General features: G+C 61.7%; 10 protein-coding genes. 3 read left to right on the plus strand and 7 right to left on the minus strand.

What is annotated here, in order from left to right:
• Positions 1-12 precede the first annotated feature (12 nt).
• The 7 genes from DKK66_RS13695 to recA all read right to left on the minus strand — a co-directional run bounded on the left by DKK66_RS13695 (position 13) and on the right by recA (position 9,233).
• Positions 13-1,464: a hypothetical protein gene (locus DKK66_RS13695; RefSeq protein ID WP_131359024.1), complete on the minus strand. Its 1,452-nt coding sequence runs from the start codon at positions 1,462-1,464 to the stop codon at positions 13-15.
• A gap of 12 nt (positions 1,465-1,476) precedes the next feature.
• The gene (locus DKK66_RS13700; protein ID WP_131359026.1) at positions 1,477-2,994 is read right to left on the minus strand and encodes a hypothetical protein; all 1,518 of its coding nucleotides are present in this window, start codon (positions 2,992-2,994) and stop codon (positions 1,477-1,479) included.
• 11 nt (positions 2,995-3,005) lie between these two features.
• On the minus strand, positions 3,006-3,773 hold the full coding sequence (locus tag DKK66_RS13705; RefSeq protein ID WP_045846084.1) for an MBL fold metallo-hydrolase: 768 nt from the start codon (positions 3,771-3,773) through the stop codon (positions 3,006-3,008).
• A gap of 333 nt (positions 3,774-4,106) precedes the next feature.
• Positions 4,107-4,847 (minus strand): ABC transporter substrate-binding protein, encoded by a 741-nt coding sequence (locus DKK66_RS13710; RefSeq protein ID WP_131359029.1) that lies wholly within the window; start codon positions 4,845-4,847, stop codon positions 4,107-4,109.
• 96 nt (positions 4,848-4,943) lie between these two features.
• Positions 4,944-7,577, minus strand: coding sequence for an alanine--tRNA ligase (gene alaS, locus DKK66_RS13715; protein WP_131359040.1), 2,634 nt, complete (start codon positions 7,575-7,577; stop codon positions 4,944-4,946).
• A 135-nt stretch (positions 7,578-7,712) separates the two neighbouring features.
• On the minus strand, positions 7,713-8,171 hold the full coding sequence (gene recX, locus DKK66_RS13720) for a recombination regulator RecX (protein ID WP_062789400.1): 459 nt from the start codon (positions 8,169-8,171) through the stop codon (positions 7,713-7,715).
• A 15-nt stretch (positions 8,172-8,186) separates the two neighbouring features.
• Positions 8,187-9,233: a recombinase RecA gene (gene recA / locus DKK66_RS13725; RefSeq protein ID WP_045846081.1), complete on the minus strand. Its 1,047-nt coding sequence runs from the start codon at positions 9,231-9,233 to the stop codon at positions 8,187-8,189.
• A 160-nt stretch (positions 9,234-9,393) separates the two neighbouring features.
• Between recA and hrcA the strand changes: the two genes are divergently transcribed.
• The 3 genes from hrcA (at position 9,394) to dnaX (ending at position 13,513) form a co-directional block, all read left to right on the plus strand.
• The gene (gene hrcA / locus DKK66_RS13730; RefSeq protein ID WP_045846080.1) at positions 9,394-10,410 is read left to right on the plus strand and encodes a heat-inducible transcriptional repressor HrcA; all 1,017 of its coding nucleotides are present in this window, start codon (positions 9,394-9,396) and stop codon (positions 10,408-10,410) included.
• A gap of 31 nt (positions 10,411-10,441) precedes the next feature.
• Positions 10,442-11,485, plus strand: coding sequence for a lytic murein transglycosylase B (gene mltB, locus DKK66_RS13735; protein ID WP_131359044.1), 1,044 nt, complete (start codon positions 10,442-10,444; stop codon positions 11,483-11,485).
• Positions 11,486-11,560: 75 nt separating this feature from the next.
• Positions 11,561-13,513, plus strand: a complete 1,953-nt coding sequence (gene dnaX / locus DKK66_RS13740) for a DNA polymerase III subunit gamma/tau (RefSeq protein WP_131359047.1) — start codon at positions 11,561-11,563, stop codon at positions 13,511-13,513.
• The last annotated feature ends 1 nt before the right edge of the window (position 13,514 follow it).

Below are 13,514 nucleotides of genomic sequence, written 5' to 3' on the forward strand. Positions count from 1 at the left end.
GGGGTTTCCTGGTTACAGGCCAATGACTTTTTTCAGCAGGCGTGACAGCAGGCTGCCACTGCCTGGTGCGGTCTGGATGCTGGCCGGGGCCGCATCCGCCGGAGATACGGCGGCAGCGGCTTCCTTGCGTGGCGGTGGGCGCACCGGTTCGGTGCTCATTACCTGCAAGGTGGTGTTGCGATTCGGCAGATCCAGGATGCCTATGCCATAGGCGGCTGCCAGATAGTTGAACAGATGCTCCGGCGGCACTTTCAGCAAGCGGGTGATCAGCTTGAGATTCACCGGGGTACGCGTCAGAAAGGCGGTGATGCGCATGGCTTCCGGAATGGGGGCCAGCCGCGTCAGATTGGGCCAGTAGCGCAGACGGATGGGGGTGTCGGCGGAAATGCCACGCATCAGCCGCCCCTGACAGGTCCAGATGGCGAGCTGCCAGGCCAGGGTTTGCGGGCGGATTTCCTCGGCCCTGGCGGGGACGGTGCTGTCGTTCCAGGCTTGGTGGTCCACTTCCTGGCTGGTGTGGGCGCATAGCGCTTGCAGGCTATCCAGCGGCTGCAGCAGCCAGGCCTTGTCCTGGGCTGCTTGCACAATCAGCACCGGCACCTCACGCACGCGTACCACCGCATTGCTGCGCTGGCGCAACAGGCGTGCCACCAGGCCGAACAAGCCGGCATGCGGGTCGAAGCGGGCATAACTGATGATGTGCGGCTCGGCATGGGCGGCCGGCTGAGTGGTGCTGGTGTGATGCGCGCTCGCCGGCGGCAGCATGCTGCGCACCACATCATCATGCTCATGTGCCAGCGCGGTTTTGTCCTCTGCGGATGCGGTCTCCGCCTCGGGCTGTTCATCCGGCAAATCCATCAGCTGCGGCAAGTCGGATGTAGCCGCGCTATGGCTTTCCTGCTGACGCGCGGCGGCCTCGGCGCGGTGGGCAGCCTGTGACTGGCTGATTACCGCGTCCAGCGTGGGTGCCACGCTGGCTACATAGGCCGCGGCATCGCTCACCGGGGTGTGGCCGCTGATGTCTGCCTGGCTTGTTGTCCTGGACGGAGCGGCAGCGTTATGCGCTGGGCGCTGTGCTGCCGGCTGCTCCGCCATGCTGCGCAACGGGCTGGTTTGCGGCGGCTGGCGTAGCAGCTCGCGCATTTGCGGAAACAGGGTTTCAATGCGGATAGGCTTGCGCAGCACGGCCGCAGGGGCATCGCTGGGTGGCGTGGTAGTGACAATCAGCGCCGGCAGGTGCGGGTGTTCGGCACGAAAGTCATGCCAGGCATTCCAGCCGGTGATGCTGTCGACATCGACAATGGCCAGGTCAGGATTCAGGCCCGGAGCCTCGTCCAGCAGCTGGTAGTGTTGATGCGAGTGGTGCATGCGGAACGCCATACGGAATACCGACAGTTTGCGGGTATCCATGCCCACCGGCATGACGGTGATGGAGCGGGCTTGTGCAGTGTTGCTGGGCATCATGGTCTGGTTTTCTCAGGCCGCAAGACGTTGCTGGTTGAGGCGTTGTTTCATGGTTTGCACAAACTGGCCCAGCATGGCGGTGATTTCGATGGGCGGGCAGGCCAGCTGCTCGCGCACTTGCCGGGTCAGTGAGGTAAAGCGCGCCAGATCGCCCAGATGCTCGTACAGCTTGAGCAGCGGCGGGTAGAGCGTGGCATCGGCCGGGTTGGCCAGCACCGCTGTTTCCAGTGTCTGGATGGCCATGTCGATCTGGCCGAATTCGACAAACTGATCGGCTTCGGCCAGCACATCATCCAGCACCTGTCCGGCCTGTTGCGGCTGACGGACCAGCAGCAGCGGCACGCGCGGCGACACGGGGGCCGGGGTGCTGACATAACCCATGCGGCGGCCGATTTCCTCCAGTGCCATGCGGTCTGGCTGAGCTTCCAGTGCCAGCAGCAGCGGGTGCTCGCCCAGCCGGTAGCCCAGTTGCAGCAACTGTTGTTTCAGATTGAGCCCGGCGTTGCCAATGGCCACGTGGAATTGCCACAGATAGCGGCAGAACAGGGACAGCTTGCGTGTCATGTAGCAGGCACGCAGGGTGTCGATCAGCCGGGACAGCGATACGCCTTCTTCTGCGGCCATGCTTTGCAGGGCGGGCAGGGCGGCGGCCGGTTCGTGGCAGGCCAGCAGGATGCTGGCCTGGCGGGCGGGTGGCAGCAGGGTGGTCAGTGTGGCCAGTTCGCGCGGGTTTAGCGCCGAGAGTTCTGTGCGGCCTTCCACCAGCGGGACGCGTGGTAGTTGTGCGGCAATCTGCACGGCTTCGCTGGTGGATACCACCGGCTGGTCCGGTGTCTGGCCGACGGCGCGCAGCAGCAGTTCTTCATGGCTGTGCTGGGGCAGATGATCGCCCAGTTGCTGGTTGACCGCGTCAATGCCCATGCCCAGCCGGCTTTCGGCCACCACCCGCAGCGACAGGTTTTGCGGGTCTTCCTGCAAGCCCAGGAATACGGCGTCGGTCAGTTGCTGCCGGTCCAGCAGGCTGCGTTCATGCAGGCGTTCGAGCATGTCGCTGTAGTCATCAATCCAGCGCAGGCTGAGATAAAGCTCGGACAGGCGCTTGAGCTGGCTGGGGGCATTGACCGAGCTGCCGTCCACATAGCTGCGCAGGGCCAGGGCGGCCTGTTCCAGATAACCGAACTGCAAGAACACCTCGACCTCGGCCAGGATGTCCAGGTCGTCCACGGCATAGGACAGGGTCTGCTCGCCGTCATCTTCGTTGTCGGCTTCGCTGTCAGCGGCGGTTTCGGCCAGCACATCAGCTTGAATGGCGGGCTGGGCTGCCGCCTGGGGGCGCGGCTGGCGGATGACGGCTTCCGGCAGCAACTGCGCTGTTTGCGGCGGCGTGTAGCCCGGTGCCGGGCTGGCATCGGGCTGGCGGCGCAAGAGAACCACCAGCAGCATGCCAACCAGCAACAGCAGGACGACGCTGGCGGCCATGGCTTCTGGCGATGCGCTTAATTGGGCAAGCAAGGTGCTAAGGGAGTCCATGGGAAGGTGGCTCAATCCAGCGTGTAGTCGGCAGCGGTAATCAGGTCGGTACCGCACTCCAGGGTTTCGAACCAGTCGAGGAAGCGTTTGACCATGTCCTTGCCCTTGAACGAGCCGCCGTGCTGCGGCACGATCCACTCCACATCCAGCTGGCGAATCATGTTCACCCACAGGCGGCAGGCCTTGTTATTGGTCATGTAACGCTTGTGGAAGCCCAGCATGTGGCTGTCGATCAGGTGGGCGTCGAAGTCGCTTACCGGTTTGCCGGCATCGTGACCATCCATCAGCGAGGCACCGATGTCGCCGGAGAACAGGATTTTGCTGATCGGGTCGTACACCTGGAAAAAACCGACGGTGTGCAGGTAATGCGCCGGAATGATCTTGAGAGTGGATTCGCCCAGGGTGATGTCCATGCCGCGTGGCGGAATGGGAATCAGCCGGCCTTCGGTGGCACCGCGGATACAGAAGTGCGGCAAGAAGCGCACCCATTCCTGGGCAATGATGATCTGGGCATCGGTGATCAGCAGCCAGCCGTTGGCGGAGGCGATGATGTCCGGGTCCTGGTGGGAGGCGAAAATGTAACGGGTGTGCGATGGCAGGAAGTAGTCAGCCAGCTCGGCAATCAGGTGCTTGTAAGTCAGGTTGCCACCCGGGTCCAGCAGCATGCCGTCGCCTTTGTCGATGATGGCAAACTGATTGGACTGAATGCCTTCTCCCTGTACCAGCTCGGTAAATGCAACGCACTTGTGATTACCATCATCATAAAGCACCAGAGCCATGGCTGTTCCTTGCGTGAAAATTGCCGCCCGGACGTGGTACGCAGAAGGAAAGAAGCCGATTACGGCAAAATCCGCAGCTGTCTGCTTGTCAACGTCATTGGGACTTGTGAGAAGCTGTTTATTATTTTCATTTGGCTCTAAACGGTTTTGATATGAGTCAACAATGGCATAAATGCATGCTGAATATTTGAATGGAATATAAGTTTTGCGTGCCAGGTGAAATGTGGAAGCAGATTCAAAGACTTCCAGAAGCAGATGGGCTGGCTGGCCTATGGGCAATGGCAGTCGGCGCGCGTGGGGCGCTGTCCGGACTGGCAGGCAGTAATGCGTGGTTCAGCGCAGTTTGAGCGTGTGGATGGCTTCGCTGATGGCTTGTAGCAATTGCGGGTCGCTCGCCGGGTTGGCGGCCAGGTACAAGGGGTCGCCCTGTGGCAGGGTGAATACCGCGTCAAACTGCTGCTCGGGCAGTTTCAGCCGTGCCAGCTGGCTACGTAGCTGATCCGGGTCGGCTATCAGCAACTGGGCCGCTCCGCTTTGCAGCAGGCGCGGACACTCTTGCTGGCTGTTGGTGATGATGTACTGGCTGTTTTCCTGGAAACCGGCCTTGGCCAGGAATTCTTCTTGTACATCATGATTGCCCACGCACACCTTGCAGCAGTTTTTCACTTGTTCCAGGCTCTGCGGCGTAATACCGGTTTCGCCGTGCAGTCGGTAGAACACGCGTTGCATGTAGGCTATCTGCCCCAGCCAGATGAACTGGCTTTCGCGGCTGCTGGTACGGGCAATGGAGTAGATCAGCGTGTTGGGTCGGGTAGCGGCGATGCGATAGGCACGTGCCCATGGCAGCACTTGAAAATCTGCTTTCAGGCCAGCGTGCGCCAGGATGTCCTTTACCAGACGCGTGCTGGGGCCGGAGACATTGCCCTGGCCATCGACGGTGCTAAGCCAGGACGAGTTTTCGGTTACCACCAGCAAGCGTTCGGCTGCACTGGCAGGCTGGGCCAGCAGCGCCGATAGCAACAGTATGGCACCGGCGTGGGACAGGCAGGACAGAACACGGTGGATGACTGACATGGTGGGACTCCGGCAATCACATCAGGAATGAGTACACTATAAACGACAACAGCCGCCGGCTTGCACCGGCGGCTGTTGTCGTTGAAACAAGGCTTGTTACAGCTTGCCTTCCAGCCAGGACGGCAGGCTTTCCAGCGCTGCGGCCAGGTTCTCCGGCTGCGTACCGCCAGCCTGAGCCATGTCCGGACGGCCACCGCCCTTGCCGCCTACTTGCAGGGCAACCTGATTCACCAGTTCACCAGCCTTGACCTTGCCGGTCAGGTCCTTGGAAACACGGGCAATCAGGCTCACCTTGCCGTCGGCCACGCAGGCCAGCAGCGCCAGGCCGCTTTCCAGCTTGTCCATGACCTTGTCGCTCATGTCACGCAAGGTGGCAGCATCGATGTCGTCAATCTTGCTGATCAGGCAGGCCACGCCATTGATGCTTTGCTGTTTGCCGGCCAGCAGCTGGTCGAGCTGACCCAGTGCCAGTTGGCCCTTCAGCTGCTGAGCCTGTTTCTGCGCGGCCTTCAGTTCGGCCTGCAGTTTTTCCAGCTTGGACAGCAGTTCGCCCGGCTGTGCCTGGGCGATGGCAGCGGCGGCTTTCAGTTCGCCATCCTGTGCCTGTACCAGCGCTACCGCACCTTCGCCGGTGACGGCTTCGATACGGCGCACGCCAGCAGCTACGCCGGTTTCGGCGATGATCTTGAACAGGCCGATATCACCGGTGCGCTGTACGTGGGTACCGCCGCACAGTTCGGTGGAGAAGTCGCCCATTTTCAGCACGCGCACGGTGTCGCCGTACTTTTCACCAAACAGGGCAATGGCACCGGCCTTGATGGCGTCGTCGTAGGACATGTGGCCCACGCTGACTTCCACGTTGTGGATCACCACGCGGTTGACGATGCGCTCCACTTCGGCCAGTTGCTCGGCGGAAACCGGTTCGTTGTGGGCAAAGTCGAAGCGGGCACGTTCCGGGTTCACCAGCGAACCCTTCTGCGCCACGTGTTCACCCAGCACATGGCGCAGGGCGGCATGCAGCAGGTGAGTGGCAGAGTGGTTGCGTGCGGTGGCGGCACGCTTGTGCAGGTCGATGGTGGCGGTGACGCTGTCGCCAACCTTCAGGCTGCCACGGGCCAGACGGCCCTTGTGACCGAATACCGCAGCCTGCACCTTCTGGGTGTCGGCCACGTCGAACAGTGCAGCCACGCCGCCCTGGGCAGAGATTTCACCCACATCGCCCACCTGACCGCCGCCTTCGGCGTAGAAGGCGGTATTGTCCAGCACCACGATGCCTTCGTCGCCGGCGTCCAGCTGCTGTACGGCTTCATTGCCCTTGTACAGTGCCAGTACCTTGGCATCCACGCTGCTGGATTCATAGCCGTTGAATACGGTGTCGGCACCGCTGTAGTCGACATTGCCGGCCATCTTGAAGGACGAAGCGGCACGGGCGCGTTCGCGCTGGGCTTCCATTGCCTTGTCGAAGCCGTCCTGATCCACTTCCACTTCGCGTTCGCGGCAGATGTCGGCGGTCAGGTCCAGCGGGAAGCCGAAGGTGTCGTACAGCTTGAAGGCGGTTTCGCCATCCAGCACCTTGCTGTTGGCTGCCAGTGCGGTTTCCAGCAGGGCCATGCCCTTGTCCAGGGTTTCGGCAAAGCGCAGTTCTTCCTGGCGCAGGGTGTCTTCGATCTCGGCCTGCTTCTGGCGCAGTTCCGGATAGGCCTGACCCATTTCCTCGGCCAGGTCGGCGACCAGCTTGTGGAAGAACAGACCCTTCTGACCCAGCTTGTAACCGTGGCGGATGGCACGGCGGATGATGCGACGCAGCACGTAACCGCGGCCATCGTTGGACGGAATCACGCCGTCGGCAATCAGGAAGGAGCAGGCGCGGATGTGGTCGGCAATCACCTTGAGCGACGGCACGTCCATGCTGAAGGGCACGCCGGTTTCACGCGCAGCGGCTTTCAGCAGGTTCTGGAACAGGTCGATCTCGTAGTTGGCGTGTACGTGTTGCAGTACGGCCGAGATACGCTCCAGGCCCATGCCGGTATCCACCGACGGTTTCGGCAGCGGATGCATGGTGCCGGACTCGTCGCGGTTGAACTGCATGAACACGTTGTTCCAGATTTCGATGAAGCGGTCACCGTCTTCTTCCGGGCTTCCCGGCGGGCCGCCCCAGATGTGGTCGCCGTGGTCGTAGAAAATTTCGGTACACGGGCCGCAGGGGCCGGTGTCACCCATTTGCCAGAAGTTGTCCGAGGCGTAGGGCGCGCCCTTGTTGTCGCCAATGCGGACAATCTTGTCAGCCGGAACGCCGATTTCCTTGTTCCAGATATCGAAGGCTTCGTCGTCGGTGGCGTACACCGTCACCATCAGCTTTTCCTTCGGCAGTGCCAGCCATTGTTCGCCGGTGAGGAATTCCCAGGCGAAGTGAATGGCGTCGCGCTTGAAGTAATCACCGAAGCTGAAGTTGCCCAGCATTTCGAAGAAGGTATGGTGACGTGCGGTGTAGCCGACGTTTTCCAGGTCGTTGTGCTTGCCGCCGGCGCGTACGCATTTCTGGCTGGTGGTGGCGCGGGTGTAGGGGCGCTTGTCAAAGCCGAGGAACACGTCCTTGAACTGGTTCATGCCGGCATTGGTAAACAGCAGGGTGGGATCTTCCCACGGTACCAGCGAGCTGGAGGCTACTACCTGGTGGCCTTTGGAGGCGAAGAAATCCAGGAATTTCTGTCGAATTTCGGAGGTTTTCATGTCGTTTTCGTCGAGATTGAATACGTTGGTAGCGGCGTGGGACAGTGTCTTGCGGCCATTACGGTCATGCCCGATTGTGTCAAGCCATGGCAAGGCTGGCAAGGGTCATGGCGTGGCGATGAAGCCTGTGCCGTGCTAGTCCTCGTCAGCCCAGGGGAAGTCGTCTTCGTCACGGCCTGCCATCACCTGACGGATGACACCCATGCCAAAGCCGCGTGCCGCCAGAAAGCGCATCTGTTTCGCCCTTTCCTGCGGCGTGGTGGCCACGCTGCCAAACTTCTTTTCCCACTGTCGCCGGGCCAGGGCCAGGTCGTCACGCTCGGCCAGGGCATCGGCAATGTCTTCCTGTGCTACACCGCGCTGGCGCATTTCCTGCTGCAGGCGGCGGGTGCCGTATTTCTGGCCCTTGATGTCGGCAAATTGCCGGGCAAAGCGGCTGTCGGACTGCCAGTTGCGCTCGGCCAGTTCGTCCAGCAGGGTGGCCAGCTGTTCCGGGCTTTCGGCAAACGGCGCGAGCCGCCGCTCCAGTTCCCGCCGTGTGTATTCGCGGCGGGACAAGAGATCGACGGCTCGCGCCTTCAGGCTTTTTTCCATCAGCCGTTCGCGTGCTTATACGTCCAGTACGTCGTCAGCCAGCTCTTCGTCGTTCTCGGTGATTTCCACCTTGATGCCGACGGCTTCGCGGATCTTGCCTTCGATTTCCTGCGCGATGGCCGGGTTGGACTTCAGCCATTCACGGGTGTTGTCCTTGCCCTGGCCGATCTTCTGGCCGTTGTAGGCATACCAGGCACCGGATTTTTCAATGAAGCCGTGCTTGACGCCCAGCTCGATGATTTCGCCTTCGCGGCTGATGCCTTCACCGTACAGGATGTCGAAATCGGCCTGACGGAACGGCGGCGATACCTTGTTCTTCACTACCTTGACGCGGGTTTCGTTACCGATCACCTCGTCACCCTTCTTGATGCCGCCGACGCGACGGATGTCCAGACGCACGGAGGCATAGAACTTCAGTGCATTACCGCCGGTGGTGGTTTCCGGGTTGCCGAACATCACGCCGATCTTCATGCGGATCTGGTTGATGAAGATCACCAGGGTATTGGTGCGCTTGATGTTGGCGGTCAGCTTGCGCAGTGCCTGGCTCATCAGGCGGGCTTGCAGGCCGACGTGGCTGTCACCCATTTCGCCTTCGATTTCGGCCTTGGGTACCAGTGCGGCCACCGAGTCGATCACGATGACGTCAACACCGCTGGAACGCACCAGCATGTCGCAGATTTCCAGCGCCTGTTCGCCGGTGTCCGGCTGGGAAATCAGCAGGTCTTCCACGTTGACACCCAGTTTCTGGGCGTAGATCGGGTCCAGTGCGTTTTCTGCGTCGATGTAGGCGCAGGTGCCACCCAGTTTCTGGGCTTCGGCCACGGCCTGCAGACACAGGGTGGTTTTACCGGAAGATTCCGGGCCGTAGATTTCCACGACACGGCCGCGCGGCAGACCGCCAACACCCAGTGCCAGGTCCAGGCCCAGCGAACCGGTGGATACCACTTGCAGGTTTTCGTTGATCTGGTTGTCGCTCATCCGCATGATCGAACCCTTGCCGAACTGCTTTTCGATCTGGGCAAGGGCTGCCGCCAATGCGCGGCTCTTGTCTTCTGACGCCATGCTGTCTCCAATTGCGTGTAGTGGAATCGATAGATGGGGGATTATCGCACAAAGGCAAGAGCCGACAAATGCGAAAGACGGCTTGAAATGACACCAATACACGCAACATGGTATTGATGGAGAGGCTGGCCGGAATCGCCCGGTCAGGTAAAATGAGAGCATGATGAACGAGCGCGCACAACGTCTGCTGAAAACGCTGATCGAACGCTATATTGCCGATGGTCAGCCAGTGGGATCGAAAACCCTGTCCATGCTGTCCGGCATGGAACTGTCATCTGCATCCATCCGCAACATCCTGGCCGACCTGGAGGGCATGGGGCTGATTGCCTCGCCGCATACCTCGGCCGGACGCGTGCCGACGGCCAAGGGCTATCGCCTGTTTGTCGATCACCTGCTCACCATCCAGCCGCTGGAAGAGCTGGCCATGCGCGAGCTGGAAAGCAGCCTGCAGCCGGACAGTCCGCAGCGCATTGCGCAGGCGGCATCCACCTTGCTGTCCGATCTCACCCATTTTGCCGGGGTGGTGGTGACGCCGCAGCGCTCTGATGTCGCTTTTCGCCAGATCGAATTCCTGCGCCTGTCCGAGCGGCGCATCCTGATGATCCTGGTGACGCTGGATGGTGATGTGCAAAACCACTTGCTCACCACCGAACGCGATTACAGCCCGAGCGAACTGGTGGAAGCCGGCAATTTCATCAACCAGCATTATGCCGGCCAGGGCCTGAGTGCCATCGCCAGCCGCGTGGCGGTGGAGTTGCGCGAACTGCAGGGTAACATCACCGAACTGATGTCGGCCGCGGTGCGCTTTGGCCAGAGTTCGCTGGGCAGCCCCAGCGACGCGGTGGTGATTGCCGGCGGCATGAATCTGCTGAATGTGCGCGACTTGTCCGAAGACCTGTCACGGCTGCGCGAACTGTTTGCCACTTTCGAGCGCAAGACCGAACTGCTGAAGCTGCTGAACCAGGGGCAGGATGCTCAGGGCGTCAATATTTTCATCGGCGAGGAATCCGGCGTGATGACGCTGGACGAATGCTCGGTGGTGACCGCGCCCTACAGCATCAACGGCATGGTGGTGGGCACGCTGGGCGTGGTCGGCCCCACCCGCATGGCCTACGAACGGGTCATTCCCATTGTCGACATTACTGCGCGGCTGGTTTCCAGCGCGCTCTCTTATTAAGCCGCACTGGCGGCAGTACACGGAATTTCCGATGAAACGATTCTTGATGGCCGCCGCCCTTGCCGGTGGCGTGGTGTCTTCTGTGGCGCAAGCCGATGCCGCCTTGCTGGGCCGGGCAGACGTACAGCGCTATATCGACGAGCAGGTGGCCAGCGGCAGCTTCAACCGGCCCGAGCTGGAGGCGGTGTTTGCCAATGTGGAACTCAAGCCCAACATCATTGCCATTCTGGACAAGCCGGCGACATCCCGGCCTTGGTATCAGTTTCGCGGCAGCTTTTACAACGAGCGCCTGCTGAAAAACGGCGTGGCTTTCTGGCAGCAGCATGCCGCCACCTTGCAGCGTGCCGAGCAGGTGTATGGCGTGCCGCCGGAAATGGTGGTGGCCATTCTGGGCATTGAAACCAATTACGGCCGCAACACCGGCAGCTTCCGCCTGGCTGATGCGCTGACCACCATTGCCTTCAACTACCCGCGCCGTGCCGAGTACTTCCGTGGCGAGCTGACCGAATTCCTCAAGCTGTCCAAGGAAGAGGGTATCGACCCGCTGACGCTGAAAGGCTCTTATGCCGGAGCGATGGGCCTGCCGCAGTTCATGCCGTCCAGCTTCCGCAAGTGGGCGGTGGATTTTGACGGCAGCGGCCACCGCGACATCTGGAATAACGTCGACGATGCCATCGGCAGCGTGGCGCATTACTTCCAGCTGCAAGGCTGGCGCCATGGCGACGACATCGTCATCCCGGCAGCAGTACAACCGGGCGTGGATCTGAGCAGCCTGGTGGCCGACAAATTCAACCTGCACCTGACAGTGGGCGAACTCAAGGCACGCGGCGTGCTGCCGCAGGCCCAGGTGGCGGACAATGTGCAGGCGGTGCTGGTGCCGCTGGAAACTGCGCCGGGTGTGACGGAATACTGGCTGGGGCTGAACAATTTCTATGTGATCACCCGCTACAACAAGAGCACCCTGTATGCCAAGGTGGCGCAAGAGCTGGCAGCCGAGCTGCGCCTGCGCTACCTGAATGCCCAGGCCCAGTCAGCAGCACAGCCCGCTGCCGACAGCGTGAATCCGGCCCAGTAAGGCCAGCCAGACCGGCAGGCGGCAACTGTCAAAAGAAGTCGCCTTGCCGGCCGATTGCCATTAAAATCCGCCCCCATGAGCTATCAAGTCCTTGCCCGCAAGTGGCGCCCCAAACGCTTTGCCGACCTTGTCGGCCAGGAGCACGTGGTGCGCGCCCTCTCCAATGCCCTGAAAGAAGAGCGGCTGCATCACGCCTATCTGCTGACCGGCACCCGCGGGGTGGGCAAGACCACCATCGCACGCATTCTGGCCAAGAGCCTGAACTGCGAAACCGGCACCACGGCCGAGCCTTGCGGTGAATGTTCTGCCTGTCGCCAGATCGACGCAGGCCGCTTTGTCGACCTGCTGGAAATCGACGCCGCTTCCAATACCGGCATCGACAATATCCGCGAAGTACTGGAAAACGCGCAGTACGCGCCCACCTCCGGCCGCTTCAAGGTGTACATCATCGACGAAGTGCACATGCTGTCCAAGAGTGCCTTCAACGCCATGCTCAAGACGCTGGAAGAACCGCCGTCCCACGTCAAGTTCATCCTGGCCACTACCGATCCGCAAAAAGTGCCGGTGACGGTGCTGTCGCGCTGCCTGCAGTTTTCCCTGCGCAACATGACGCCACAGCAGGTGGCAGGCCATCTGGCCCATGTGCTGCAAGTGGAAAACGTGCCGCATGAAAGCGCCGCCCTGGCCCTGCTGGGCCGTGCTGCAGCAGGTTCCATGCGCGATGCGCTGTCGCTGCTGGATCAGGCCATTGCCTATGGCATGGGCGAGGTGAAGGAAGACGGCGTGCGCGCCATGCTGGGCGCGGTGGACCGTCGCTACCTGTTCGTGTTGCTGGATGCGCTGGCCGCCGGTGATGGTCAGCGTTTGATGGCCGAAGCCGAACAGCTGGCGCAGCGTGGCATCGGTTTTGACAGTGTGCTGGCCGAAATGGCCGTGCTGTTGCAGCAACTGGCCATGGCACAGACCGTGCCCACGGCCATTGCCGACGACGAACCCGAACGCGAAGCATTGTTTGCGCTGGCCAGCCTGATTGCCCCGCAAGACGTGCAGCTGTACTACCAGATTGCCATTCATGGCCGCAAGGATCTGGCGTTGGCGCCGGACGAACATGCCGGTTTCAACATGAGCCTGCTGCGCATGCTGGCCTTCCATCCGGTCAACGCCCAGCCTGAGAGTGCAGCCGCGCCGCGCAGCAATGCCGCACCTGCCGCACATCGCCCGGCACAGGCCCCGGCCAGTGCGCCGGCGGCGGTAACTGCGGCCGAGCCCGGCAGCGACGGTTCTGCCGCTGCCCGTGCCTTGCTGGCAGGCCTGGCCAATCGCAAGCCGGCCAGCCGTCCGGCCGAGCAGCAAGCTTCCCCGGCGGCCGACGCCGACCCGGAACCTGCGCCCCGGCCTGAGCCTGTCGCACCGCCACCCGCGCCGGTGGAGGCAGTAGCCAAACCGCAAGTTGCGCCTGCTGTGGTAGCGCCGGTTGCTGCATCCGCGCCTGCGGAAGAGACGCCTGAAGCTGAAGACCAGGCCAGTGAGCAAGACAGCGAACTGGAAACCGCGGCGCCGTGGGACGATGCCGACGATGCGCTGCCTGCCTATGCCATGGCCGAAGAAGCCGAACTGGCGGAAACGGTGGCCTATCAGTTTGATGGCGACTGGAGTGCGCTGGTGGGCTTGCTGGGTACCCGTCTGGGAGCCGCCCGCATGCTGGCACACAATGCCGTGCTGAAGAACTGGAGCCAGTCGCGACTGGAACTGGCCGTGCCGGACAGCTTCCGTCACATGGCCACCCGCGACTATCAGGAAAAACTCAAGGCTGCGCTGACCGAACAATTCGGTCAGCCGGTCGAACTGGTGGTGACAATCGAGGAACTGGGGCTGGAAACACCGGCCATGCAGGGTGCCCGTCATCGTCAGGAACAACTGGCCCAGGCCCGACAATGCCTGGAAAACGATCCGGTCATCCAGCAACTGGTGCGCGAAATGGGCGCCACGCTGGTGGCGGAAACGATTCAACCTTTGCAGGAGTTGTGAC

The sequence above is a fragment of the Aquitalea sp. USM4 genome, from assembly GCF_004328945.1.
Taxonomy (GTDB): domain Bacteria; phylum Pseudomonadota; class Gammaproteobacteria; order Burkholderiales; family Chromobacteriaceae; genus Aquitalea; species Aquitalea pelogenes.